Source organism: Mucilaginibacter sp. P5_A4, from assembly GCF_056400605.1.
Genome location: NZ_JBFUKX010000003.1, coordinates 164,703 through 188,867, shown reverse-complemented (window position 1 = coordinate 188,867; position 24,165 = coordinate 164,703). Strand labels below are relative to the sequence as shown.

23 protein-coding genes and 1 pseudogene are annotated in these 24,165 nt (G+C 42.1%); 10 read left to right on the top strand and 14 right to left on the bottom strand.

The annotated features are described in order from the left end of the window. Positions 1-2 precede the first annotated feature (2 nt). The 7 genes from rpsS to AC1DQW_RS03730 form a co-directional block, all read right to left on the bottom strand. Positions 3-269 carry a 30S ribosomal protein S19 gene (gene rpsS / locus AC1DQW_RS03760; protein WP_076377419.1) on the bottom strand — a complete coding sequence of 89 codons (267 nt, stop codon included), beginning with the start codon at positions 267-269 and terminating at the stop codon, positions 3-5. Then, positions 269-1,096, bottom strand: coding sequence for a 50S ribosomal protein L2 (rplB, locus tag AC1DQW_RS03755; protein WP_477402779.1), 828 nt, complete (start codon positions 1,094-1,096; stop codon positions 269-271). Before rplB ends, rpsS begins: the two co-directional genes overlap by 1 nt. 8 nt (positions 1,097-1,104) lie before the next feature. Continuing rightward, positions 1,105-1,395 carry a 50S ribosomal protein L23 gene (rplW, locus tag AC1DQW_RS03750; RefSeq protein ID WP_090643376.1) on the bottom strand — a complete coding sequence of 97 codons (291 nt, stop codon included), beginning with the start codon at positions 1,393-1,395 and terminating at the stop codon, positions 1,105-1,107. 2 nt (positions 1,396-1,397) lie between these two features. After that, positions 1,398-2,030, bottom strand: coding sequence for a 50S ribosomal protein L4 (gene rplD, locus AC1DQW_RS03745; protein WP_183556568.1), 633 nt, complete (start codon positions 2,028-2,030; stop codon positions 1,398-1,400). Position 2,031: 1 nt separating this feature from the next. Beyond that, positions 2,032-2,649, bottom strand: a complete 618-nt coding sequence (rplC, locus tag AC1DQW_RS03740) for a 50S ribosomal protein L3 (protein WP_477402778.1) — start codon at positions 2,647-2,649, stop codon at positions 2,032-2,034. Between the two features lie 376 nt (positions 2,650-3,025). After that, a complete protein-coding gene (locus AC1DQW_RS03735) occupies positions 3,026-4,084 on the bottom strand; it encodes a hypothetical protein (protein WP_477452914.1) in 1,059 nt (352 codons plus the stop codon). A 153-nt stretch (positions 4,085-4,237) separates the two neighbouring features. Beyond that, positions 4,238-5,497 (bottom strand): NAD(P)-binding domain-containing protein, encoded by a 1,260-nt coding sequence (locus AC1DQW_RS03730; RefSeq protein ID WP_477452913.1) that lies wholly within the window; start codon positions 5,495-5,497, stop codon positions 4,238-4,240. A gap of 130 nt (positions 5,498-5,627) precedes the next feature. Here AC1DQW_RS03730 and AC1DQW_RS03725 point away from each other — a divergent pair, with 130 nt between their 5' ends. Together AC1DQW_RS03725 and AC1DQW_RS03720 are read left to right on the top strand one after the other, a co-directional pair. Next, on the top strand, positions 5,628-6,371 hold the full coding sequence (locus AC1DQW_RS03725; RefSeq protein ID WP_477452912.1) for a hypothetical protein: 744 nt from the start codon (positions 5,628-5,630) through the stop codon (positions 6,369-6,371). A 175-nt stretch (positions 6,372-6,546) separates the two neighbouring features. Continuing rightward, positions 6,547-7,170 carry an NUDIX hydrolase N-terminal domain-containing protein gene (locus AC1DQW_RS03720; RefSeq protein WP_477452911.1) on the top strand — a complete coding sequence of 208 codons (624 nt, stop codon included), beginning with the start codon at positions 6,547-6,549 and terminating at the stop codon, positions 7,168-7,170. A gap of 120 nt (positions 7,171-7,290) precedes the next feature. On the opposite strand, the gene AC1DQW_RS03715 is transcribed toward AC1DQW_RS03720, so the two are convergent. From AC1DQW_RS03715 to AC1DQW_RS03700, 4 genes are all read right to left on the bottom strand, one after another. Next, positions 7,291-7,992, bottom strand: coding sequence for a carboxypeptidase-like regulatory domain-containing protein (locus tag AC1DQW_RS03715; protein WP_477452910.1), 702 nt, complete (start codon positions 7,990-7,992; stop codon positions 7,291-7,293). A gap of 568 nt (positions 7,993-8,560) precedes the next feature. Next, positions 8,561-9,559: a LiaI-LiaF-like domain-containing protein gene (locus tag AC1DQW_RS03710; protein WP_477413657.1), complete on the bottom strand. Its 999-nt coding sequence runs from the start codon at positions 9,557-9,559 to the stop codon at positions 8,561-8,563. Between the two features lie 4 nt (positions 9,560-9,563). Next, on the bottom strand, positions 9,564-10,163 hold the full coding sequence (locus AC1DQW_RS03705) for a PspC domain-containing protein (RefSeq protein WP_477452909.1): 600 nt from the start codon (positions 10,161-10,163) through the stop codon (positions 9,564-9,566). Positions 10,164-10,380: 217 nt separating this feature from the next. Then, on the bottom strand, positions 10,381-11,085 hold the full coding sequence (locus AC1DQW_RS03700; protein ID WP_477452908.1) for an SDR family oxidoreductase: 705 nt from the start codon (positions 11,083-11,085) through the stop codon (positions 10,381-10,383). Positions 11,086-11,294: 209 nt separating this feature from the next. Here AC1DQW_RS03700 and AC1DQW_RS03695 point away from each other — a divergent pair, with 209 nt between their 5' ends. The 5 genes from AC1DQW_RS03695 to AC1DQW_RS03675 all read left to right on the top strand — a co-directional run bounded on the left by AC1DQW_RS03695 (position 11,295) and on the right by AC1DQW_RS03675 (position 16,126). Further along, on the top strand, positions 11,295-12,026 hold the full coding sequence (locus tag AC1DQW_RS03695; RefSeq protein WP_477402009.1) for an MlaE family ABC transporter permease: 732 nt from the start codon (positions 11,295-11,297) through the stop codon (positions 12,024-12,026). Further along, positions 12,023-12,775, top strand: a complete 753-nt coding sequence (locus AC1DQW_RS03690; RefSeq protein WP_477452907.1) for an ABC transporter ATP-binding protein — start codon at positions 12,023-12,025, stop codon at positions 12,773-12,775. The genes AC1DQW_RS03695 and AC1DQW_RS03690 overlap by 4 nt, the downstream gene beginning before the upstream one ends. 142 nt (positions 12,776-12,917) lie before the next feature. After that, entirely contained in the window at positions 12,918-13,808 is an 891-nt protein-coding gene (locus AC1DQW_RS03685) for a class I SAM-dependent methyltransferase (protein ID WP_477413667.1), read from the top strand. Positions 13,809-13,929: 121 nt separating this feature from the next. Continuing rightward, a complete protein-coding gene (locus AC1DQW_RS03680) occupies positions 13,930-14,997 on the top strand; it encodes a hypothetical protein (RefSeq protein ID WP_477452906.1) in 1,068 nt (355 codons plus the stop codon). Between the two features lie 163 nt (positions 14,998-15,160). Further along, positions 15,161-16,126: a Gfo/Idh/MocA family protein gene (locus AC1DQW_RS03675; RefSeq protein WP_477452905.1), complete on the top strand. Its 966-nt coding sequence runs from the start codon at positions 15,161-15,163 to the stop codon at positions 16,124-16,126. A gap of 72 nt (positions 16,127-16,198) precedes the next feature. Here the strand turns inward: AC1DQW_RS03675 and AC1DQW_RS03670 are convergent, their stop codons facing one another. Both AC1DQW_RS03670 and AC1DQW_RS03665 read right to left on the bottom strand, forming a co-directional pair. Then, positions 16,199-17,047, bottom strand: a complete 849-nt coding sequence (locus AC1DQW_RS03670) for a metallophosphoesterase family protein (RefSeq protein WP_477452904.1) — start codon at positions 17,045-17,047, stop codon at positions 16,199-16,201. A 143-nt stretch (positions 17,048-17,190) separates the two neighbouring features. Then, positions 17,191-18,432, bottom strand: a complete 1,242-nt coding sequence (locus tag AC1DQW_RS03665; protein ID WP_477452903.1) for an alkaline phosphatase family protein — start codon at positions 18,430-18,432, stop codon at positions 17,191-17,193. A 202-nt stretch (positions 18,433-18,634) separates the two neighbouring features. Between AC1DQW_RS03665 and AC1DQW_RS03660 the strand changes: the two genes are divergently transcribed. From AC1DQW_RS03660 to AC1DQW_RS03650, 3 genes and pseudogenes are all read left to right on the top strand, one after another. Beyond that, positions 18,635-20,317, top strand: a complete 1,683-nt coding sequence (locus AC1DQW_RS03660; protein WP_477452902.1) for an ArnT family glycosyltransferase — start codon at positions 18,635-18,637, stop codon at positions 20,315-20,317. 52 nt (positions 20,318-20,369) lie between these two features. After that, the gene (locus AC1DQW_RS03655) at positions 20,370-21,038 is read left to right on the top strand and encodes a serpin family protein (protein WP_477452901.1); all 669 of its coding nucleotides are present in this window, start codon (positions 20,370-20,372) and stop codon (positions 21,036-21,038) included. A gap of 5 nt (positions 21,039-21,043) precedes the next feature. Next, positions 21,044-21,589, top strand: a pseudogene (locus AC1DQW_RS03650) (serpin family protein); the annotation flags it as partial. 23 nt (positions 21,590-21,612) lie between these two features. Here AC1DQW_RS03650 and AC1DQW_RS03645 read toward each other — a convergent pair. Continuing rightward, the gene (locus AC1DQW_RS03645) at positions 21,613-24,021 is read right to left on the bottom strand and encodes an ABC transporter permease (RefSeq protein ID WP_477452900.1); all 2,409 of its coding nucleotides are present in this window, start codon (positions 24,019-24,021) and stop codon (positions 21,613-21,615) included. Positions 24,022-24,165 lie beyond the last annotated feature (144 nt).

The following is a 24,165-nucleotide window of genomic DNA, read 5'->3' as shown; positions in this document are numbered from 1 at the left end:
CCTTATTTTTTCTTTTCTGCGTGACCGCGGAATGTACGGGTTGGAGCAAATTCTCCCAATTTGTGACCAACCATGTTTTCTGTTACATACACCGGGATAAACTTGTTACCGTTGTGTACTGCGAATGTGTGACCAACGAAATCAGGAGAGATCATGGAACGACGTGACCATGTTTTTACAACTGATTTTTTACTTGATTCATTCAAGGTCAGAACTTTTCTTTCCAGGTTATGATCAATATAAGGTCCTTTTTTAATTGAACGTGCCATTATTTTTTCCTTCTTTCAATGATATAACGATCCGACCCTTTTTTCTTATCACGTGTTTTGTAGCCTTTAGCTAACAAACCTTTACGTGAACGTGGATGACCACCTGAGGCCCTGCCCTCACCACCACCCATAGGGTGATCTACCGGGTTCATGGCAACACCACGAACACGCGGCCTGCGGCCTAACCAGCGTTTGCGGCCTGCTTTACCTAACACCGCGTTTGCTCTTTCGCCGTTTGAAACGGTACCAATAGTTGCCAAACAAGTTGACAGTATCATACGTGTTTCGCCTGAAGGCAACTTAATAATGGCATATTTACCATCACGGGCTGATAACTGAGCGTAAGTGCCGGCGCTGCGGGCAATAATACCACCCTGGCCTGGGTTTAACTCAATGTTGTGAATGATAGAACCCAACGGGATGTTTTTCAAAGGCATGGTATTACCAACCTCTGGAGTAGCACTCTCGCCAGATACAACTACCGTTCCAACTGTTAAGCCTTCCGGAGCTATCATATATCGTTTTTCACCATCAACAAAATGTAACAGTGCTATACGTGCCGAACGGTTAGGATCGTACTCAATAGTTGCAACTTTTGCCGGGATGTCAAATTTATTACGTTTGAAATCAATTAACCTATATGCTTGTTTATGACCACCACCCATGTAGCGCATAGTCATTTTACCGCTGTTGTTACGTCCGCCCGATCTTGTGTTGGCTGAAACAACCAACGACTTTTCCGGAACGTTTGTTGTAATATCTGAGTTAGATACATCAACTCTGAAACGGGTACCCGGGGTAACCGGTTTAAATCTCTTTACTGCCATCTCTATAATTATATATTGCTGTAAAAATCAATTGTTTGCCCGTCGTTCAACGTAATGATCGCTTTTTTATACGTAGCAGCACGGCCAGATACGGCGCCTGCCTTAGTATTGCGAGTTTTAAGTTTGCCGACGTATTTCATAGTGTTTACCGCCTTAACGTTAACACCATACATTGCCTCAATGGCACCTTTAATCTGAATCTTGTTTGCTCTGTGATCAACTTTGAAAGCATAACGGTTAAGTTTCTCGGTTAATTGAGTTACTTTTTCAGTAAGTAGGGGTTTCTTTAAAATTTCCATAATTACTTAGCTAATGCTTCCTCCAAAGTTTTAACAGCGCCTGTAGTTAATAACAGTTTACCAGCGTTTAACACATCATAAGTGTTTAGCTGCTCAACTGAAATTACTTTCGTTTTCTTCAGGTTTCTGCTTGATAAATACACATTGTTATTTTCGGCGCCTGCTACTACTAATAATGTTTTGTCATTAGTAACATTCAGATCAGCCTCCATTTTAATGTAGTTTTTAGTTTTGATGCTATCAAAATTAAAATCTTCCAATACTAAAATGTTGTTATCCTTTGCTTTGTATGATAAAGCCGATTTACGGGCCAGTGATTTTAACTTCTTGTTTAACTTGAAGCTGTAATCGCGGGGCTGCGGACCGAAAACGCGACCACCACCATTAAATAATGGAGATTTAACGCTACCTGCACGGGCACCACCTGTACCTTTTTGTTTATATAATTTGCGGGTTGAACCTGCAATCTCGTTACGCTGTTTTGCTTTGTGTGTACCCTGACGCTGGTTAGCTAAATACTGCTTAACATCAAGATAGATCGCGTGATCGTTTGGTTCAATACCGAATACCGACTCAGGAAGCTGCACCTTGGCACCTGTTTCTTTACCTGATACGTTTAATACGTTTACTTCCATCTTATTTATCCACTATTACGAATGAACCCTTAGCTCCGGGGATGGAACCTTTAACAACCAACAGATTCTGCTCAGCGTAAACCTTTACAACTTGTAAATTCTGTGTTTTAACGCGTACGTTTCCGGTTTGACCCGCCATGCGCATGCCCTTAAATACACGAGATGGCCATGACGATGCTCCCAAAGATCCCGGCGCACGTAAACGATTATGCTGACCGTGAGTTTGCATACCCACACCACCAAAACCGTGACGTTTTACCACACCCTGAAATCCTTTACCTTTTGAAGTACCAACCACATCAACAAAATCTCCGGCGGCGAAAATCTCTACAGTGATAGTATCACCTAATGATTTTTCGTCTTCGAAAGTTTTGAATTCAACAAGCTTACGCTTTGGAGTTGTACCGGCTTTTTGGAAGTGTCCTTTTAACGGACCAGAAGTGTTTTTTTCCTTTTTGTCGCCATATGCCAGCTGTACAGCAGCATATCCGTCTGATTCAACAGACTTAACTTGTGTTACCACGCAAGGGCCAGCTTCGATTACGGTGCAAGGAATATTCTTCCCTGTTTCGTCGAAAATGCTRGTCATTCCTACTTTTTTACCAATAATTCCTGACATTTTCTTAATTTGTTTGTGTCCATCGAAGCAGTAGGGCTTCGTTCAAGACATATTATTCCCCCCGAAAGGGACGGCAAAGATAGAAACTTTGTAGTAATTATCAAATAGTTAGTGAGTTATTTTTTTATAAATTTTATATGCGTGTTTTAACAGGAGGTTTTGGGGTATCTGGTTGGGGGTTAAGTGGTTTAATTGGGATAGATTTATTTCTCCCTTACGCACCTTTGCCATGTACGAAGCGATCTACCGATAAGCAAGGGCGCATAATTTGTTTTAACCGGGATTTTTAGAATTTAAGAATGAACAGAGTTAAAGAAAGCATGTTTATTTAGAGCTTAAACACGCCGGGGCGGGTTGCTACATTTTAGGTTGATCGCTAATTTTCTATATTTCTTAACCGATAACACAGCAAGATCAATAAAAAGACAGATGAACCGGTAACAAAAGATCCCAATATCCACACCATTTTGTTACCATTACGCTTGGCAAATGGTTCATAAATGGGTAAAAGTATTATTTGTTTTCCATCAATAACATCGTCTCTTGACTTTATAGCGGCAGTGTAATATTTCAAATCATCTGCATTATAAGATACCTTGCTTAAGTATTCAAACTTATTCAATGGCTCATGCTTAAAATCAATATCGCATTTTGCTGCAAATACTTTAAAGTTTAATTGTTTTTCTGCAGGCGGCAAGCTATTGCTGATTGTTTTGACATATTTAACAGCCAACCAGGCTGCGGGGAATATTTTCATTTGTTTTGGCTCTTTTTTCAGCTTATACCCCCTCGTTACCACTGCCAATGCACCATACTTTCCTGCGTCACCATATTGCGGCATAATAAGTGACGGGTTTACATAGCGCATTAATCTTATAGAATCAGCAGGCAGCTTTTTTAATTGTAGCATAGAACTTAGCTTACTGTTAATTATCACCAATGTTTTGGGATTTACCCTTTTACGCATAGCAACGATTACAGTAGTATCAGGAAAAATATGATCAAAAACAGGAACAGCAGTATAGGCGGTCATATTAAAATCGCTGTTGTTTTTTCCACTTACAGAAAAAACCACCTTTATATGCGCCATATTTTTATTGCTGTAAATTTGTTTAACAGTATAATATTTAGTTGCAGGCAAAACATTCAATTCGCTGATACTATCTAAAGGGGTTAATTTCCCTGTTGCTGTTTCTATATATTGCTGCGCAATAATTGTAGGTACGGCCACCGTTAACCCTGTTAAAATAATTAATAATGCAACCGGGTCTCCCCTGCCGGTAAAATTAAGCTTAAGCAGCTTTATCCTTGGCCGCAGCCAAATAACAAGAGGGATAAACACAAGACCCGCAGGTATAAAAAAGTTGATATATTTTTCGGAAATGTCAAATGCATTAAGTTTAATTATCAATAACCAATGCAAAAAAGTATACATAAAAAGTGTGCAAAATGCAATAAATACAAAAGGCAGAAAGATTAATTTAAACTTAGTCTTAAACTGGCGCATGTTTGGCTTAGGTATTACTCAATAATTTAATATGTGATTATGCCGGAAACGAAAACCCTTTTATTTCAAGTATAAGGCTCCCTACTCCATCATTAACCTTCTAATCAGCTCTGCGCTCTGCACCTTCCCCTCTTCCAGTCTATGGCTGAAAAAGGCTTGCACCTCGTTAAAGTGTTTTTTATACCCTTCCATATCGCCGTAACCAATGATAGCCGACCACTCCCTTACTGCCGAGTGAAATTCCAGATCATCGCCGCGGATGGTTTTGTCATACAGGGCAGTTTCAATGGACTCTTCCAGCAGTTCCTCGTTCTTAAACAGGTATTCGGCAATACCCAGCCTGAGGCGAAATGGTGGGGTTTGGCAAATGAGGTTATCATAGGGGTTTACACCAAGGTGGTACCAGGCATCAACCATACTTAATATGCTCAGGTGCGAGTTGGGCTTCTGCAGTTCGGGCTTTTGCGAAAGGGAAAACTCCTTCATCACCACATCGTTCAGCATAATGGGTTTGCGGCTTTCGTGAAATACAAAATCGCGGGCACGGTACAGCCGCTCCCTGAAAGTTTGGGCCTCTTCCTTGATCATCAGCTTAAACAATTCCGACTCTGATTCGGAATAACGCTTTACCTGCTGCCTTGCATATGGGTTCAATATGGCAAGCCCCGCGTACACGTGCGCTTTATAACTAAATATGCGAAGGGTGGTCAGGATTTTAACATTATCAATACCGCCTATATAGGATGCGTTTTCCCATGGAAAAAAGCCGGCGGCCATCCAGGCGGTGCCCATACTCTCAAAACCTACGTGGGTTACAGCCTGGGTATCAGCTACAATTTTATCATGCTCGTGATAATCGGCAATTTCTACAATATCGCTGCCGATAGCCGTAAACAGATCAACCATCCGCTGGTAAGCATCTGGCCGGCAACGATGCGGTATCAGGATAAGCGTTTGCCCCTTTGGATCAAAGCCCGGCCCGTGCATGGCGTGAAAGGTGATGATTTGCGCATCGGCAGGCAGGTATTTTTCAAATATGGCTATCTCGGGATGCTTAACGGACGTTTGGCCGGCAACAATGGCTCCATACTTAGTCAGCGGACCGCATTCTGCCACCACCTGCTCTAGCCTGTCGGCTTCAACGGAGTAAATAATGAGGTCGTTGGTACGGGATACATCACCCGCCTTATCTATAATGGTAATGCCAAAGGGCGAAAGTTCCTCCTCCAGCTTAGTACGATTTTCGGGTAAATCGCAGCCACAAACGGTGTAACCTGCTTTTGCGAAAGCCTTTGCATACAAACGCCCCATATCGCCCAAACCAATGATACCTATATTCATGCCGCTAATATAACTATGAGTAGCAAAATTCCGTATGAAAGCTTACATTAGCGATCGGAAAGTTCAGGATAATGCAAATTAAAACCATTAAAATCCTGTTTTGTTAACATCAGATACCTAATTTTACATAATGAATAAGCATTTTATATTCCGTATCTCTGTTTTAATGGTAATTATTTTAGGCATCACCCATTTGGGGTTTGCCCAGGATACTGTTAAAAAAGCTGCCGCTAAGCCGCCCTCAACAAAACCGGTGGTTATAAAGCCAGCGGTAAAATATAATGCGGCTCCCGCCGGTGCAAAACCGGCTGGTGCATATCAGCCACAATATACCAAGCCCCGCGAAACCGCTGCCGACTCGGCACTGGCAAAGGATAAAAGCCTGAATGGGCAATACCGATACCTGCTAACCAAATTATTCCATTACCAGCAGCCGTTGGTTTCTGCCTTATGGAAAAACCTGCAGGATACCCTAAATACAGAACGCCGCAGACTTAAAGAAGCTCAAACCAAACTGGCTGCACAAACAGGGGATATTGCTGCGCTTAAAACCGATGTAACCACCAAGGATCAAACCCTTTCTGAATCTAACGCCAAACGCGACGAAATAAATCTTTTAGGCATCGCATTTACCAAAGCCTCCTATAATTTATTAATGTGGGGGTTGGTTATCTTTTTCGGTCTTACTGCGGCCATTGTGATAGCCCGGTCTGGCGCAAACAGCCGTGAAGCCAAATACCGCATTAAGCTGTATAATGAGCTTGATGAAGAATACAAAGCCTACAAAGCTAAAGCCAACGAAAAAGAAAAGAAACTTGCCCGCGAACTGCAAACCGAGCGTAACAAGCTGGATGAATTGTTAGGGAGAGGATAGGTTTTTGATTTGGGAATTCGGAATTTCGATTTAGAATTTATTTTAATTTGCCATTTTTGTCATCCCGGGGCGCAGCAAAGGATCTGCTGGTTATGGCTCATCTCCTGTACTGCCGACTATCAGGTGTTTGGTGCCTCAAAATGACAAATCTTTGTAATACTATCTAAACTATCTAATGAACAACACCGAACTTTTAACCCTCATTACACGCCTGCGTTCTGTTGCCGATGTAGGTTTGCTGTACGCCAAAAACGAATATGATATTGAGCGCTATGCCGAATTACAACACATTGCTATAGGGATGTTGGATAATGTTACCGGCTGGGGCAGCGACGATATAAAATTCAATTTCCCGATGCCGCATGATTACCCTACCGTTAAGGTTGATGTGCGTGGCCTGTTATTAAATGCCGAAAACAAAATATTACTGGCTAAAGAAAGCGCCGATGGTAAATGGAGTTTACCTGGCGGCTGGGCCGACGTTGGGTACAGCGCGAAGGAAGTTATCGTTAAAGAATTCCACGAAGAAACCGGGCTTGAGGTTGTTGCCGACAGGTTATTGGCGGTATTCGATAAAAAAATGCACCCTCACCCGCCACAACCTTTTTATGTTTATAAGATGGTATTTTACTGCAAAGCAATTTCAACTACCCTCAACAAAGGCTTTGATGTGCTTGATGTGAAATATTTCGACATCAATAGTCTGCCAGACCTTTCTGAAGACCGGATCCTGAAAAGCCAGATTGAGCTATTGTACCAAAAGATAGTTACCGGAGATTTAACTGCGGAAGTGGATTAATTTTGATTTGGTAATTCGGATGTTCGATTTCGGATTTATTTACCTTGAATGGCGTTTTTTTTTATAATTCATTTTCTCACTGCAAACCACCAACTGCTATACAATATCTGTATATTGAAGCTACTGCAAACTCGTAGGCGCGGCACTTAGCTTTGGTAATACCCGCTTATTAGCTGGCAGGGCCAGGTATTTTTTATAAGATTCGTTGATATAGGCTGTCATCGACGGCGCGTTGTTGTTTTTAAGAAATGCATAAGTTGGCCTGTAAAGCGACATGAAATTTTCCAGTTCGGCACCTCGCAGCGGAACTACACTTTTTACATAATCAACATTAAAGGCTTCATCTATCTGCCGCTCCTCTTCCTCGTGCTGAAAATATCTTTTCAACCGCCGTGCATCCTTACCCTCTTTACTAAACCAGGTAGATGGCGACATTACCGAAACCTTGCTTTTAGTATAAACTTCCGGGTATTCTTTACGCGGATCAAAAGCCGGGCGGGTAGCAGTAACGTTTACCTGTCTCAATGATATAGTTTGCGATATCATCTCCACGCGCTTTGGCCGTAAATCTGTTACATATAATGTATCGGATACGTAACCCGGTGAATTGAATATTAGTGTATGACCTGTTAGGGTACGAATGCTGAAATTACCGTTCTTATCGGTTATCGTGATTTGCCTGTTGTTAATATCTTTTACAAAAACATTGGCCAGCTTATCGCTTTTGCCTTTTTCATAAACCGTCCCTTTCAGCATATCCTGGGCATTCACAGTTGCAGTAATAAAAAGGGAGGCTGCCAATATATAGTATGTTATTTTCATAGACGTTGATTTAAGCTGTAAATTAAACCTATTTTTTGCGGTAATAGTTTTGAATTTAACATAATTAACTTTTTGTAGTGGATTAATTACAAAAGGGTGAAGGTGTGAATTGAAATAATATAAAAAACACTTGCTTAATAGACGCCGTAAAATGTCAATTACAAGTTGAATCTTTCATAAATATATGATTTAGCGTATTGGATTACTTTTTGGTAAATTTGATTACAAAATATAAAGATGGATACATTACTGATAGAAGTAACTAATCAAAATGCCTACAATTTACTTAAAGAGCTTGAAAAGTACATTTGATTAAAGTACTCAAAAACACATCCTCTCCTAAGCAAAAACTATCTGATAAATTTGCCGGCAAATTACCAGCTGTTGATGCTGCAAAACTTCAGGAGCATATAATGAAAAGTCGTAAAGAATGAGATATTTTATTGATAGTAATGCTCATTTGCCACCGCATCAGCACATTGACTGATATATAAAAAAAAAGCCCCATTTTCATGGGGCGGTAAAATTTGGCTATATGTTAGTATTGTCCCGGTAACGGTTGGGGTGGTTAATACCTGTTTACTTTAAAATCAGATATTCCGCCGCTCATGTGGATATATATTTTGTTTTTTGCTGCATCAAAACCTGCTGTTTCGTACGTGTTATCATTCTTTTTGTCAAATCCTGCAAATTCATTAGATGACAGGCCGGTGTTTGCATTTATACTGCAGGCAGCATTCTTAGGCACACTGATGGTAACCTCCGATACTCCTGTAGACACTTCAACATTGGTGGTCGCTAATGGCGCACCCAGCTTTACATCAAATGATGCCGCTCCACCCTTTAAAGTTACACTTTTAATTTTAAATTTTGTCAAATCAAAATCCAATTTTGTTGCGCCTGTTTCCACATAAATATCCCAGATAGGGTTTGGATTAAGCTTGATGTTGGCCTGGTTTGATTTATTGTCATCAGAATCAAAATGCCATCCCTTATTATTCTTCATCTTCAGGTCTAAAACATAAACCGAGTCGTCCTTACTGGTATTAAACTCATACTTACCATAAAACTCCTTTGTTTCTGCTTTAAACAGCTGGCTGGTGGTATCGTTAAGTGTATAAGTTGTACCGCCGCCGCTGATGTTAAGGCGGGCCAGTTTGGCATCGGGCGTATACTCTTTATTAAATATACTGCTGCCTTCAATTTTCACTACGCCGTGATCGGTGTTGGTGCTGTCGCTGTCACTGTTGTCGTCATCACTATTGTCATCGCCGCTATCGTTACTATCCCAATGAACAAAATTATGCGGCCAAAAGTTATAACGATCACCAAAGCGGCCAAACAGCAGCAGTGCAAAACCAGCTACAACCACTGTAAGTTTTAAAATTGTTGCCAATGGCGATTTATTGCCCGCAAAAACCAGGTTCACCCCACCTATAATCAAAAATATAGGCCAAAGGTGGAGTATATTCATCCAATGGAAATCAATAATATCAAAGTTGTGGAGTAGAAATATGGCTCCTATACATACCAGGATAGCACCTGGAATTAATTTATCGCTCTTCATGATCTTATATAGTTGGAGGGGTGTCTGTAATATTATCGTCTTTTTTCTCTTCCTTATTCAGGGTGTCGGTGTCATCAGTTGCTTTCACTTCCGGATCGGTAGTGGTATTTTGAAAGCCTGTTTCCCAGGGTTCCTTTTTTTGGCCCGATACAATGACAGCCAAACCAACTACTATTAAAATAACCGGCCATAATTTAGCCATGTGCCAAAAGTAAAAAACATGCAGTTCGTGAAGCAGGAATGACGCACCAAAAAATATCAGTACACATCCAATAATAACACCTGCGGTTGATGATGATTTTTTTGGCGGTATGGCTCCAAACGGGGCGCCTGGTGTTACCGGGGCGCTGTTATCAAATGGATTATAGGGGGGTTGCTCTGGTGGTACCCTGTAATCAACATTAGGGTTATAAAAGTTGACTCCTCTTTTGGGTATCACTATCCATAGTACAACGTAGGCCGCAAGGCCTGTGCCCATAAATATAAATGTAAGTAAAAACAGGGCGCGTATAATGGCTACATCCATGTCGAAGTATTCGGCCAGACCGGCGCAAACTCCTCCTATTTTCTTTCGGTATTCATCCCGATAAAGCTTCTTTTCCATAATCTTATTTAAATAACGTTCAAGTTTGGGTTTGTTTAATGATATAAAAGTACAGCGGGCCGTTAAAAATACCTATACAATATAGGTTAGCAGGTGCAACAAGTCGGTGAATTGCCGGGTTTTGACGGTGAAACTTCCGGGTTATAAGTCTTAAGTCGGAAGTCTCGAGTCATAAGTCGAAAATCACCTAAGACTTAGTACTACAGACTTGAAAGTACTACAACTGACCCGGCGCTGGTTTAATGATTATCTCGTCTACATTGGCCCCCGCGCTCATCCTGTATATATTGATGATTGCCGATGCAATGTCTTCTGGTAAAACCATTGTGTTTTTATCAACAACCGCATCTTTCCATGAATCCGTTAACGTCGATCCGGGAATTATCGCGGTTACCTTTACACCATGCTCCTGCATTTCAAGCCTCATTACCTTTGTTAGACCTAACAACGCGTATTTTGTTACGCTATAAGCACCTGCCTGGGCAATTGGATTTAATGATGCTACCGAGCATATGTTAAAAAAGTGTCCCTTGTGTGCAACCTGCATGGCTTTACCAAAAAAGCGATACAGCTCATAGGTGGGCATAAGGTTTGTATTTACCTGTTTTTCAAAAGTATCATCGGCATCATTGAGTATACTTGTTGGGGTGAACATGCCTAAGTTATTTACAATCACATCAATAAAACCAAGTTCCTGCTGTGCAGCGGCGGCAAAGCCAAGCAGTTGGGTTTTGTTACTTCCATCGGCTACCCTGGCCGAAACTTTAATGTTGGGGTTATGGTGCAGCAGTTCGTCCTTAAATTCCAATAATTCTTTTTCGTTTCGCGAACAAACGGCCACGTTTAAGCCTTCATTTGCAAAAGCTATGGCAATGGCACGGCCCATGCCTTTTGTTGAACCGGTAATAAGGGCATTTTTCATAATGATGATGAGTTTTTATTTTGAATGTACTTTTAATTTAAGCCCCCCAATTGTTGAGGGTGATTTTTATGCCTGTTGATATTTGACAAGCTAAATTACACAAGCTAAAATAATAGCTTGCAAAAAGCTCCTATTTTAGGCAATTAAACAATAGCGACTGGTAAGCTAAATTTAAAAATGTAATTTTATCCGATTTTTAATACATAACTATGATTCAAAGTTTAGGGCGATATATACTTTTACTAAGATTAAGTTTTAGAAAACCCGAAAAATTCACAGTATACTGGGCAGAGGTAATGCGCGAAATGGTTTCGGCGGGCATCGGTTCATTAGGCATAATCATGATTATTTCGGTTTTCATCGGTGCAGCTGTAACCATCCAAACCGCTTTCCAGTTGGTGAGTCCGCTGATAGCCAAATCGGTAGTAGGCGGTATTACCCGCGATAGTATGGTTCTTGAATTTAGCCCCACCATTTCATCTTTGGTACTTGCAGGCCGCGTTGGTTCAAGTATGGCATCGCAGATAGGCACCATGCGGGTTACCGAGCAAATTGACGCCTTAGAGATCATGGGCGTAAACGCGCCGGGCTATTTAATATCGCCCAAGGTAATAGCAGGTGTAACCATGTTCCCGTTATTGGTTATCGTATCTATATTATTAGGATTTATAGGTGGCTACATTGCTTGTCTTACTTCAAGCGAAGTTACTACCGATGACTTTATAATTGGCCTGTCGGATGGTTTTAACTCTGTTATTATTACTGTATGTTTGGTTAAGGCAGTTGTGTTTGGTTTTATCATCACTACCATTTGCAGCTACCAGGGCTTTTATACCAAAGGCGGCGCCCTTGAAGTTGGCCAGGCTGCCACACGCGGTGTAGTTTTTAGCTGCGTAATGATTTTATTGTTCGATTTAGTAATCTCCCGTCTATTTTTATGATAGAAATTCAAAACATCCATAAAACATTTGGCGAACACGAAGTTCTATCTGGTATAAGTGCTAATTTTAAACCCGGTGTAAATAACCTCATCATTGGCGGTTCAGGTTCGGGCAAAACAACATTACTAAAATGCATTGTAGGCCTGCATGAACCTACCGAAGGGGATGTGCTTTTTAATGGCGAAAACTTTACCGATATGGGTTTTGAGGAACGCGTGCCTATACGCACCCACATTGGGATGCTTTTTCAAAACTCGGCCTTGTTTGATAGCATGACAGTTGAAGAAAACATCATGTTCCCGCTAAACCTGTTCACCAACCAAACCAGGGCCGAAAAACGAGACAGGGCCAGCTTCTGCCTTGAAAGGGTTAACCTGGCAGGTAAAAATAAACTGTATCCATCCGAGCTTTCGGGAGGTATGAAAAAACGTGTGGGCATAGCCAGGGCAATATCCATGCAACCCAAGTACTTGTTTGTTGATGAGCCCAACTCGGGCCTCGACCCTATGACCTCTATCCTTATTGATGACCTGATAAGCGAACTTACCGATGAATACCAGATTACCACGGTTGTTGTTACCCACGATATGAATTCGGTAATGGGTATCGGCGATCATATTTTGTTCCTGCACCAGGGCAAAAAATGGTGGGAAGGCAGCAACAAAGAAATTGCCCACACCGATAACAAGGAACTTAACGACTTTGTATTCGCCAGCAAGTTCATGAGGGCGGCAAAAGCGAAGCTTTGATCTGTTGCGGGATATCTGTTGCGGGATGCGGGTTGCCTGTTGCGGGATATACTTTTATGCGATTCAGTACGAAGTGGAAAATTAGTACATTTGCAACTTTTAGATCCGGCCACCGGCAACACGAACCACGAACCCGATAAAAATGATTCAATTACTTACCCCAACGCACTGGAAAGATTATGAGCTGATTGATTGCGGCGATTTTGAAAAGCTGGAGCGTTTTGGGAACACCGTACTTATACGCCCCGAACCACAGGCGGTTTGGAGCAAAAGCCTCCCTCCTGCCGAATGGCAGCGTTTACACCACATAAAGTTTAAAGGCCGCTCTGCCACAGCGGGCGACTGGATAAAAAAAGACCCAAAAACTCCCGACCGCTGGCACATCGAGTATAAAAATAACGATGCCGCTATCAAGTTCCGCCTGGGGTTAACCTCTTTTAAACATCTTGGGATCTTCCCCGAGCAGGCCGTAAACTGGGATTACATTACTCAAAATATAAAACGGTTTAAAACACCACAGCCAAAAGTACTTAACCTGTTTGCCTACACCGGCGGTGCATCATTAATAGCGCAGGCCGCGGGTGCCGATACCACACATGTGGATTCCATTAAACAGGTGGTTACATGGGCTAACGAAAACCAGGAGATCTCGGGCTTAAGCAATATCCGGTGGGTGGTTGAGGATGCGCTTAAATTTGTAAAACGCGAACTTAAACGCGGCAAAAAATACAATGGCATCATCCTTGATCCACCGGCTTATGGTAATGGCCCGAACGGCGAAAAATGGAAACTGGAGGATAACATCAACGAGATGATGGCCGATGTGATCCAACTGCTGGACCCTGAAGAACATTTCCTGATCCTGAACACCTATTCGCTTGGTTTTTCATCGGTAATAATAGAAAATCTGATTAAAAGCGCCTACCCTAAAGTGCAAAACCTGGAGATTGGCGAACTTTACCTGCAGGCCACAGCTGGCCCCAAATTGCCATTGGGCGTTTTCGGAAAGTTTCATAAAGTTAAAGGTAATTAATTATCAATATTTATATTTGCCTCAAACTAAACCTGCTTTGGTTGCTTTATAAGTAGCTGAAAATTAGTTTAAATTAAAATACAACTTACGCCCACCTGCCACTTACCGAACATAAACGCACATGAAATTAAAAAACGTCCTATTATCTGCAACCCTGCTCTTATCGTCCATTGTACTATTACCTGGCTGCTCGCAAAGCGATGGTGCCGGCAAAACAGATAGTAAGAAAACAGCTGCTAAAACTGATTCGGCAAAAGCCGAAGAAGCAGATTCGCTCAGCGTAAAAAAATCAGATTATCCTCCTATAGATAAGGCAAAATATGATACTTTATTAAAGTTTAATGCCCATGGTGATACCACCGGCAGATGGCCTGTTAAAAATACACCATACCCAATAGGCGGCGCTATTTTACCATATAAACGCGTAGTTGCTTTTTACGGCAATCTTTACTCAAAAAAAATGGGCATTTTGGGCGAATTGCCGCCAAAAGAAATGCTTGCCAAATTAAAGGGAGAGGTAAAGCATTGGGAAAAAGCCGATCCTAAAACACCGGTGCAACCCGCTTTGCACTACATTGCTGTAGTAGCACAGGGTGATGGCGGCAAAGACGGAAAATTCCGTTACCGCATGCCTTTTAAACAAATTGACAGTGTATTGGTATTAGCAAAAAAAGCACATGCCATTGTATTTTTAGATGTACAGGTAGCCTTAAGCAACATACAGGCAGAGTTACCATTATTTGAAAAATACTTATCAATGCCACAGGTTCATTTTGGTATGGACCCTGAGTTTTCAATGAAAGATGGCAGCAAACCCGGCAAAAGGATAGGCACTTATGACGCCGCCGATATCAATTTCGTATCAGACTACCTGGCAAAAATTGTAAGGAAAAACGGCTTGCCACCTAAAATTTTGGTAGTACACCGTTTCACCAAAAAAATGGTGACCAACTACAAAAACATCAAACTGCGTAAAGAAGTACAGTTAGTTATGGATATGGACGGCTGGGGCGAACCCGACCTTAAAACCGGTACTTACCGCTACTTCATTAACCAGGAGCCGGTACAGTTTACAGGCTTTAAATTGTTTTACAAAAACGACATCAAGAAAGCCCCTCACCATATGTTAACACCAGAGGAGGTTTTATCAAGGTACAAACCGTACCCTATTTATATTCAATACCAGTAAATAAGTCTCAAGTCGGAAGTCTTAAGTTCTAAGTAAAGGTCTCAAGTCAGGAATATTTATATTTTTGAGTTGGGACTTTTTAGTTTTAGTATACTTTTGAATCTGAGTTAAATTACCGGTTTAGAATTTAAGACTCACGACTTAGAACTACAGACTTAAAACAATGATCAAATTCGGAATTATAGGCTGCGGCCGCATCGCTCACCGCTTTATGCAGGGTTTTGCCGCTGTTGAGGGTGTTGAGTTGGTGTCCTCTTTTTCAAGGCGGGTTGTTACTGTCGATGATTTTGTGGCGCAGTATGGTGGTAAGGCCTGTTATACTTTTGATGAGCTGCTGGCAAGCGATGTTGACGCGGTTTATATTGCCACCCTGCCCGATAGCCATGCCGCCTATAGCATAGCCGCCCTTAAAGCAGGTAAACATGTGCTTTGCGAAAAACCGGCCACGGTAAACCTGTCCGAACTGGATGAGGTGTTGAAAGTAGTGAAATCAACCGGGCTCTTATTTATGGAGGGTATGAAACCTCCCTTCTACCCATTATACACCCGTTTAAAAGAATACCTGGCTACCGACCCTATTGGCCCGGCGGGTTATGTGCGCGCCGGATCGGCTGTTGCCGATTGCCCGCCCGATCATCCAAATTATAACCTCGATCTGGTTGGCGGCAGTTTAATGGGGATAGGCATTTACGAAGCCTTTTTGGCGATTGACTGGCTTGGCGAATTGCAGGAAGTACAAACCATGGGTCGCTTTGGCAAAACGGGTATCGATATGTTTGCCATATTCCAAACATTGCACGCGGGTGGTTATTCGCAATTATATGCCGGGTTTGACCTGCATGGCAAGGGCGACGCCCTCATTGCTGGTCCGCTTGGCCACGTAACCATCCATAAAAACTGGTGGAACCCGACCCGCGCAACTATTGATTACCTGGATGGCCGAAGTATAGAGCTCAATGAGCCATTTACCGCCGGAGGCTTGAATTACGAGATAAAACATTTTTGCGACCTGATCAGATCGGGTGCAACAGAAAGCCCCATCATTCCCCACCAGATGTCGCGACAAATGATTGATATGATCGACCGGGCACGGGCGCAGGTTGGGTTGAAATATTCATCAGAGCAGTAATAAAGTGAATTTAAAGCTTGTTAGTAAACCGGCAGCCAAAACAGCATTCAAATTCAAACCCGTTTTGTCCGATTAAAACTTATTGGAGTTAAGCACCGGGTTTTGGCTTGCATTTACCTGGTAAGTATAAATGGCATTTTGCTCGTCTACCTCAACTATCCGGTATCCCTTGTAATCGGTTCCCCAATTACCTCCTATATGCGAATCAAAAAAATGAGGGAATTTGTTGCCGGTATAGCGCACGCCGTCCAGCAAATGATCGTGACCATGAAATGCGGCCTTTACATTCGGGTAGCGATGCAGCAGCTCAATGGTTTCGGGGCAATCGGTGAAAACATCATTTTTAGTCCAGTTTATTGGCGGGATATGCAGAATTGCAAATACAATTTTTTTGCCGGCAAATTTATCCAGCGATGTTTTTATAAAGGTATTATCGGGGCACACATAAACGCCTTTGGTATCGGCAGTATTGGCCAGCACAAAAGCGATGTCGCCAAATTCTATAGTATATTTATCCTCGTAACCAAAACTCTTCTTCCAAACAGAGGCATCAGCAAAATCATGATTGCCGGGAATAGTATGGTAAGGCACACTCAATTTATCAAGGTAAGTGCTTTTAATTTCGGGCAGCAAATCGGGACGATTATGCACCAGGTCGCCGTTAACGATAACCATATCCAGGTGATTTTTAGCATGGTCCTCATTAAGCCATTTTACCATATTGCCGGTATTGGCAGTAAAATCGGTGTCTGGCTGCCCGTAATGAATATCAGATGCCAGCGCAAAACGAAGTTTCAGTTTTGTTTTATGCTCCCGCCGGTAACTATTGCCAATGCTTGCAAAAGAGTTAACAGCCGGCAATAAAGTTAAAGCCGCTATGCCAGTAAGGCTGGTTCCAATAAAATCCCGCCGTGTGCCCATGATCTATATAAAATTAAGCGTTAATATTTAAAAAAATATGAAGTCATCCTAAACTGTAAAGGTTTAGATAACTTCGTCCTTATCCTTCGTCCCAAAACCCTTCGTCCTTGCTCCTTTGTCCGAAAATCCTTGCTCCAAAAATCCTACTTCACTACTACCCACCTGTTCACCGTATTCAATTCCCCTTCAATACATACCTTATAAAACCCTGATGGCATGTTTTTTACATCAACCAAAACATGCTCAGCAGTAACAGGCACTTCGGCTAACAGCTTATATTCATCAGCTTTACCTTCCTTAAAATTATTTGCAGCAGCTACCCTTATCTTTACTTTACCTTTAGCATCCATAGCTTTCCAGCTTACATCAAGCGCGCCCTGCACTAAATTGGCTTCCGGCTGAGCAACAGATACTGCACCAATCAGCGAAATACCATCCACCTCCCTTAACTGTGCTTCGGGCACTTTTACATTTAAAAAGTTGTTGATTGATGGAGTAATATCCACAATACCCGGAGTATAGTATTTGGCGTAATTGTTAAGCGGTTTGTAATTTGTTACCATCCAGGTGCTGCGTTGCCGCGTACTTTGGCCACCATGATTTTTGCCTGTTTGCTCGTCGCGACCATGATCGGTAGTGATGAATATCAGCCAATCCTCCTTAAAATTTTTCTGCCGGTATTGGATAGCCTGCCATATACGGCCAACCTGCGTATCCATCTTCTCAATGGCATCATAATATTGCGGACTATCGCCATACTTATGCCCCATATCGTCGGTATACTCCAGGTACACCCATGAAAGATCGGGCGCTTTATCCTTAATACATAGGGCTGCTGATGCTGCAACGTGCTCATCTATCAGGTGCATATAATTACCTGCCTTGTCATGCGGAAATTTTACCGTATCCAGCTCAAATCCGTCATAAGCATAGTTGGGGTGAATGCTGCCGGCTTCGGGCAGGTTATCGCCAATGAGCTTCGTGCGGTTATCCGTCCAGCTCGAAAATATAGCAGTTTTTTTACCTGGGTAAGCATTTTTAAACATCCGGAAGATGTTCCAGTAATCATAATTTGGCGCTTTAATATCATTACCCCAAACATTATGTTTATTTACCCATGTAGCAGTAAGCAGGCTGTTGTATCCATTGGCAGATATAGTCGGCGTTTGCGAATAACCACCTTTTTCGCCCCCTACGTGTGCCCTCAGATAGGCACCTTGTGCGGCAATCTGCTTAAGATTGGGCGTGTTCAATTTTTCGATCACATCAGCAGGAATCCCATCAGCAATAATAAAAATGGCTTTTTTACTACGGGGTTGGGCCTTTACCCCAATAACCACAGTACACAGCAAGCCAAAAAGAAATAATTTAACAAGGTTTTGCATTGTTGAAATATAATGCGCTAAGCTAAGCTGAATAAAAAATTGCCGGGTTAATAAATTGTTATGTTTTTTGATTTTGTAGTAAAAGCCAACTAATGCAAAAAATATTACCTGCACCTCGTAACGGGACGAGTAGAGCGACAGACAATTCAATCTCAATTCTCGCACCTCCTACAATTCTATTTATCTTTACAGCAATTACCTTATGAATCTCAACAGCACCGCAAATCAAAACAAATGGCTTTACCTGTTTATCGGTATGGCGGTTGTTATAAATTTTAGCGGGTTGTTTACAACCATTATAGGCCCCGATGCTAACCTGTATGCCACCATCTCTAAAAACATGGTTTTGCGCAACAATTACAGCGACCTGTTTGCCTGGGGCGGCGATTGGCTGGATAAACCACATTTCCCTTTTTGGGTTACCGCTTTGTTTTTTAAATGCTTTGGGTTTAACACGTGGGCTTATAAGCTCCCGGGTATTTTGTTTATGATGATGGGGGCCGTTTATACTTATCAATTAGCAAAAAACCTCTACAGTAAACAAATAGCACTATGGTCGGTACTGATATTGCTTACCGCGCAGCACATTATCCTATCCAACACCGATGTACGTGCCGAGCCTTATTTAACCGGGCTAATCATTGCAGCGGTTTATCACTTTTATAAAGCCCAAACCGGCAACAGTTTCTGGCATTTAATACTGGCCAGCCTGTTCACAGCCTGTGCGCTCATGACTAAGGGTATGTTTGCCCTTATTACCATAGGCGGCGCAGTTGCAGGCCATCTGATTATCACCAGGCAGTGGAAACAACTTTTTACCTGGCGATGGCTGTTTGCTGCCTTATTGATACTGGTGTTTATTTTGCCCGAGATCTGGAGCTTGTACCGGCAGTTTGATCTGCACCCCGAAAAGGTGGTATTTGGCCGTACCGGTGTATCAGGTATTAAATTCTTTTTTTGGGATAGTCAGTTTGGCCGTTTTTTTAATACAGGCCCCATCAAAGGAAGCGGCGACCCCAGTTTTTTTATCCATACCCTGCTGTGGGCATTTTCGCCATGGTCGCTTTTATTGTTTGCAGCTATATTTCAGTTCATTAAAAAAGGAGCTAAAAATGTACAGGCGCAGGAGTGGTATTGCATCTGCGGGTCGTTGATCACCTTCCTGCTGTTTTCAGCATCAAAATTTCAGCTGCCGCATTATCTTAATATCGTATTCCCCTTCTTCGCTATTATTACAGCGCAATATCTTGATAAGCTAAAATCCTTAAAAAGCATTAAAGCAGTACGCGTTACGCAAAATGTGGTTATTATATTGCTTGTAGTTATAGTGAGCGCGCTTGAGTACTTTTTCAAACCCGAAACGTTTAACTGGCTAACAGGGCCCATCATTTTAGCATTTTTGCTGATGCTGATATTTTTGCCCTCAAAAATATCAGCAGGAATGCAGCAAACCATATACCGCACACTTTTGGTATCCTTTACCGTTAACCTGTACCTTAACCTGTGCTTTTACCCATCGTTGCTGCATTACCAGGGGGGCAGCGAGGCCGCTATATGGATAAATCATAACAACCCCGGCAAACTGCCCGTTTATATAGCTGCAGGTCAGTTTCATGACGATTTAAACTTTTACCTGGATGCTCCCTTTACCGAAATCAACCCTGATAGTACAGGCAGGCTCCCTGGCCCGGTGCTGCTTTATACCAATGCCGATGTAGTGCATACCTATATTAATAAAGGATGGGATATTAAAGTGCTTAAAACTTTTAAATCATACCCTGTCACCCGCCTCAGTCCTGCTTTTTTAAACAAAGCCACTCGCGATAAAGAATTGTATAATATGGAAGTGGCCATTGTCAATTTGTCAAAAAATAAAAGACAATAGCTTGTTGCATTGTGGTTTATTACGTCGTAATAGCATTATAAACCAGTTATATATGATCCGCAAAACTATTACACTCCTTTGCCTGTCGCTTATCATAATTACCGCCTGCAAAAAAATTGACAATACCCCGGATACCGGTAAAGAACTTACACTTACTGCTGCCGAACAGCTAAAAGTTACTGCCGATAATGCCTTTACCCTGAAACTATTTAAAGCCACCCTTAATGGCAATCCGGATGCTGATAATCTTTTCCTGTCACCCCTTAGCGTAAGCATGGCCGTAGGCATGACCAGCAACGGAGCATCAGGACAAACCCTGCAAGCCATCCGGAATACCATGAATTTTAATAATTTTACCGAGGACCAGGTAAACGGCTACTATCACAAAATGATAACCGAGCTTCCCCAGCTTGATCCTAAAACCACGCTAAAATTTGCCAACTCCATTTGGTACACTAATTCGTTTACGCCAATTCCCACATTTTTGCAGGCAAACGCTTCAAATTACAACGCAAGGATTGAAGCTGCTGATTTTAAAAATGCAGCCGCTAAAGATGTAATCAACAGCTGGGTTAATAACGCAACCGATGGCAAGATCACCAGTATCATCGATAATATTCAGGATAATGTGATAATGTATCTCATCAACGCCATTTACTTTAAAGTAGCTGGGCCAATAAATTTGACGCCGCCAAAACTCAGAAATCGACTTTCTATTTAGGATCTGGCAGCACCGTTCAGGCCGAACTGATGAATAGCGAGGTAAACTTTAATACCGTAGCCGCATCAGATGCCCGGGTGATAGAACTGCCTTATGCCAATAATAAATTCAGCATGGTGCTTTTAATGCCAATAGATAAATCGGTAAAGGAATTTGCCGCGTCGCTTGATTCCGCCAAATGGCAAACGTTAATGAAGAGTTTAACACAAACTAAAGGATTGGTTACTATACCCAAATTTAAGTTCAGCTACGAAACTAAGTTGGACGATATTTTAAGTAGCCTGGGCATGGGCATTGCATTTACTGATGCAGCCGATTTTACCCGCATCAATGCCGCGGGGCAATTGCAAATCACCGAAGTAAAACACAAAGCTTACGTTGAAGTAAACGAAGATGGCACCACTGCCGCGGCAGTAACCTCAATAAGCATTGGTGTTACTGCTATAAACCCCAATACGTACAGGTTTGATCACCCATTCATTTTTGCTATTCGCGAAATGAAAAGCGGGTTGGTATTGTTTGCAGGTGTGGTGAATGACCCTACTAAATAAGCTGCGCCGTTATGGGTTATTACCTATTCACTCCTCAAACTCTTTACCGGGCTATCCAGGGCGGCTTTTATAGTTTGTATAGTGATTAATATAGCCGCAACCAAAGTAAGTCCAACAATAGCAATCATAAATGGATTTGGGGTAATGGCTATTTTATAGGCATAATTATTAAGCCAGTTACTCATTATCAAATAAGCCAGAGGGCAGGCCACTAGACAAGCAATCACTATCACCCCTAAAAACTCCTTTATAAACAGGCTGATGATCCCGGCAACCGATGAACCTAATACTTTGCGAATACCGATTTCCTTAGTACGCTTCTGTATGCTTAATGATATTAGTCCCAATACGCCCAACAGTACAATAATCACCGCTAAAACTGTAGCAATATAAGCGGCCTGCTTTAACTGAATCTCGGACTGATAAACTTTTTTAAGGGCATCATCCATAAAGCCATATTCAAAGGGAGCACCGGGTAAAAGCACTGTCCACTTTTTTTGCAGCGCGGTGATGCTTTGCTGCATGTTGCCCGTCTTTAGTTTGATAGAAAAATACCGGTAATAGGTAGTGTAATTAACATTCATAAAAGTAATGGGCGATATCAAATCATGCATCGACCCGAAATGAAAATCGGCCGTAACACCGCAAATAATGAACGGAATATTGCTGCCCTGCTGCATGATCTTTTGGCCAATAGCATCATCAGGAGTTTTATATCCCATTATTTTAGCTTGCGTTTCGTTAATCACTACTTGTGCTGTATCTGCCGGGACAAAAACCGGCTTAAAAAAAGTACCGGCCTTCATTGGAATATTATAGGTGGCGGCATATTGATTATCAACCATTAAACCCGTTGCAGTAACTGATTGCGCGGGGTTCCCTCCCTGCTTATACACGGTATAATTGCCGCCGTTTTGTCCGTTCGGAATATCCCATGAAAGCGATACACTGCTTACCTGCGGCATCTGCATTAGCTGATCTTTTATCGATTGCATTTTTTGCACTCCTTTAACCGACCAATCCCTGGGCAACTGGGCATATATTACATAGTCTTTATTATAACCCAACTTACCGTTAAAAAACAGGCTTATTTGCTGCGAAACGATAAGCGCGCCAATAAATACGATAGCCGCGGTACCAAACTGAAAGCCCACCAGCGTTTTACGGAATAGCACACTCTCCTTTACTGATGCCAGCTTGCCTTTTAACGAATCAACGGATTTTAATGCCGATAATATCAATGCCGGATAAATACCAGCCAGTATCCCCACAAACAGGGCAAACAAAAAAGGGATCGCTATAAAATAAACGGGGAAGGCAAAAAGACCGGTGATCTGCTCACCGAGTACCTCGCTAAAATATGGCCTTGCCAAGGCATAAAACGCCAGTGCAAATACCGTGGCAATTAAAACCATTAATACCGCCTCGGTTAGAAACTGCCAGATCAACTGGCCGCGTAAACCGCCTAATACCTTGCGAATACCCATCTCCTTCATCCGCCCGGATGAGCGGCCGATACAAATGTTCACAAAATTGATGATAGCCATCAACAAAATAAACAGCGCAATGTAACCCAATGTATAACACATGGTTTTAACAGCGCCGCCCCATCCTTCAAGATAATAATCAGTTAGGGGCACCGCTACGTTTGTAAGGCTTTTGCTGATATCTGCCGATGCATTCTTCTTCATCAGCTCGCGCAGCGGTGCTTCCAGGTCCTTTGCAGTAGCACCATCTTTTAATTCAACATAGCCAACGGTGCTAAAGTTTGTCCACCCATCAAGGTTGCGTTTAAAGTATTTTGCCGAGCTGGCCGTAAAAAAGAAATCTGAATTATTGTTTTGATCAAGGTTAGTCACCGAGTTTTTGGGCGCATTATCCAACACTCCGCTAATCACAAAATCATGCTTCTCTCCCCCAAAACTTTCAAAGTTGAGGGTTTGTCCAACAACATCCAGCTTACCAAAATATTTCAAGGCCATTTTTTGAGTCAGTATAACAGCAAAAGGATCATGCATAGCGGTCTTGGCGTCGCCGTACAACAATTTAAAACCATACATGCTCAGAAGCGTGCTATCGCCCAACTGCAGGCTTTCCCTAAAATGCATATCACCTTTTGATACATTGGTGGTAACACCATCAAAATGATAATAATTAGCTACCAGGTTGGGGTAATTATCATGCAATGCACGGGGCATTTGCCCGGCCGAAGCAATTTCATTCCCCTGGCCCGGATCTTTCCACCGGCTTATTAAGATATACTGGTTTTTAAAATTTTTAAGCTGATGGTTTACCTGCAGCTGCCCCCAGATGTAGGCACCAATAAGTAAAGTAAAGGCTATACCTACCGAAAGACCGAAGATATTGATCAACGAAAAAGCTTTGTTCTTCCCAAGGTTACGCCAGGCCAGTTTAAAGTAGTTTTTCAGCATAGGTTTTCTTATTATCCAATAAAGATAATTGCTTTAATTAACGTAAGTAGCTGTGTTAACATAATTTAACACAAATAGCCGTAGTCATTTCGCTGCGCCGTTATTTGCTCCCGGTTAATATATTATTATTGATACATCATATAT

Coding starts and splice junctions, on each gene's coding strand:
- rplD (WP_183556568.1), bottom strand. CDS start 2,030: ATGGAAGTAAACGTATTAAACGTATCAGGTAAAGAAACAGGTGCCAAG.
- AC1DQW_RS03720 (WP_477452911.1), top strand. CDS start 6,547: ATGAACAACACCGAACTTTTAACCCTCATTACACGCCTGCGTTCTGTT.
- AC1DQW_RS03680 (WP_477452906.1), top strand. CDS start 13,930: ATGAAATTAAAAAACGTCCTATTATCTGCAACCCTGCTCTTATCGTCC.
- AC1DQW_RS03660 (WP_477452902.1), top strand. CDS start 18,635: ATGAATCTCAACAGCACCGCAAATCAAAACAAATGGCTTTACCTGTTT.
- AC1DQW_RS03705 (WP_477452909.1), bottom strand. CDS start 10,163: ATGGAAAAGAAGCTTTATCGGGATGAATACCGAAAGAAAATAGGAGGA.
- AC1DQW_RS03685 (WP_477413667.1), top strand. CDS start 12,918: ATGATTCAATTACTTACCCCAACGCACTGGAAAGATTATGAGCTGATT.
- AC1DQW_RS03715 (WP_477452910.1), bottom strand. CDS start 7,992: ATGAAAATAACATACTATATATTGGCAGCCTCCCTTTTTATTACTGCA.
- AC1DQW_RS03695 (WP_477402009.1), top strand. CDS start 11,295: ATGATTCAAAGTTTAGGGCGATATATACTTTTACTAAGATTAAGTTTT.
- AC1DQW_RS03735 (WP_477452914.1), bottom strand. CDS start 4,084: ATGTATACTTTTTTGCATTGGTTATTGATAATTAAACTTAATGCATTT.
- AC1DQW_RS03675 (WP_477452905.1), top strand. CDS start 15,161: ATGATCAAATTCGGAATTATAGGCTGCGGCCGCATCGCTCACCGCTTT.
- AC1DQW_RS03730 (WP_477452913.1), bottom strand. CDS start 5,497: ATGAATATAGGTATCATTGGTTTGGGCGATATGGGGCGTTTGTATGCA.
- AC1DQW_RS03670 (WP_477452904.1), bottom strand. CDS start 17,047: ATGGGCACACGGCGGGATTTTATTGGAACCAGCCTTACTGGCATAGCG.
- AC1DQW_RS03710 (WP_477413657.1), bottom strand. CDS start 9,559: ATGAAGAGCGATAAATTAATTCCAGGTGCTATCCTGGTATGTATAGGA.
- AC1DQW_RS03690 (WP_477452907.1), top strand. CDS start 12,023: ATGATAGAAATTCAAAACATCCATAAAACATTTGGCGAACACGAAGTT.
- AC1DQW_RS03655 (WP_477452901.1), top strand. CDS start 20,370: ATGATCCGCAAAACTATTACACTCCTTTGCCTGTCGCTTATCATAATT.
- AC1DQW_RS03665 (WP_477452903.1), bottom strand. CDS start 18,432: ATGCAAAACCTTGTTAAATTATTTCTTTTTGGCTTGCTGTGTACTGTG.
- AC1DQW_RS03700 (WP_477452908.1), bottom strand. CDS start 11,085: ATGAAAAATGCCCTTATTACCGGTTCAACAAAAGGCATGGGCCGTGCC.
- rplW (WP_090643376.1), bottom strand. CDS start 1,395: ATGGAAATTTTAAAGAAACCCCTACTTACTGAAAAAGTAACTCAATTA.
- rpsS (WP_076377419.1), bottom strand. CDS start 269: ATGGCACGTTCAATTAAAAAAGGACCTTATATTGATCATAACCTGGAA.
- rplB (WP_477402779.1), bottom strand. CDS start 1,096: ATGGCAGTAAAGAGATTTAAACCGGTTACCCCGGGTACCCGTTTCAGA.
- AC1DQW_RS03645 (WP_477452900.1), bottom strand. CDS start 24,021: ATGCTGAAAAACTACTTTAAACTGGCCTGGCGTAACCTTGGGAAGAAC.
- AC1DQW_RS03725 (WP_477452912.1), top strand. CDS start 5,628: ATGAATAAGCATTTTATATTCCGTATCTCTGTTTTAATGGTAATTATT.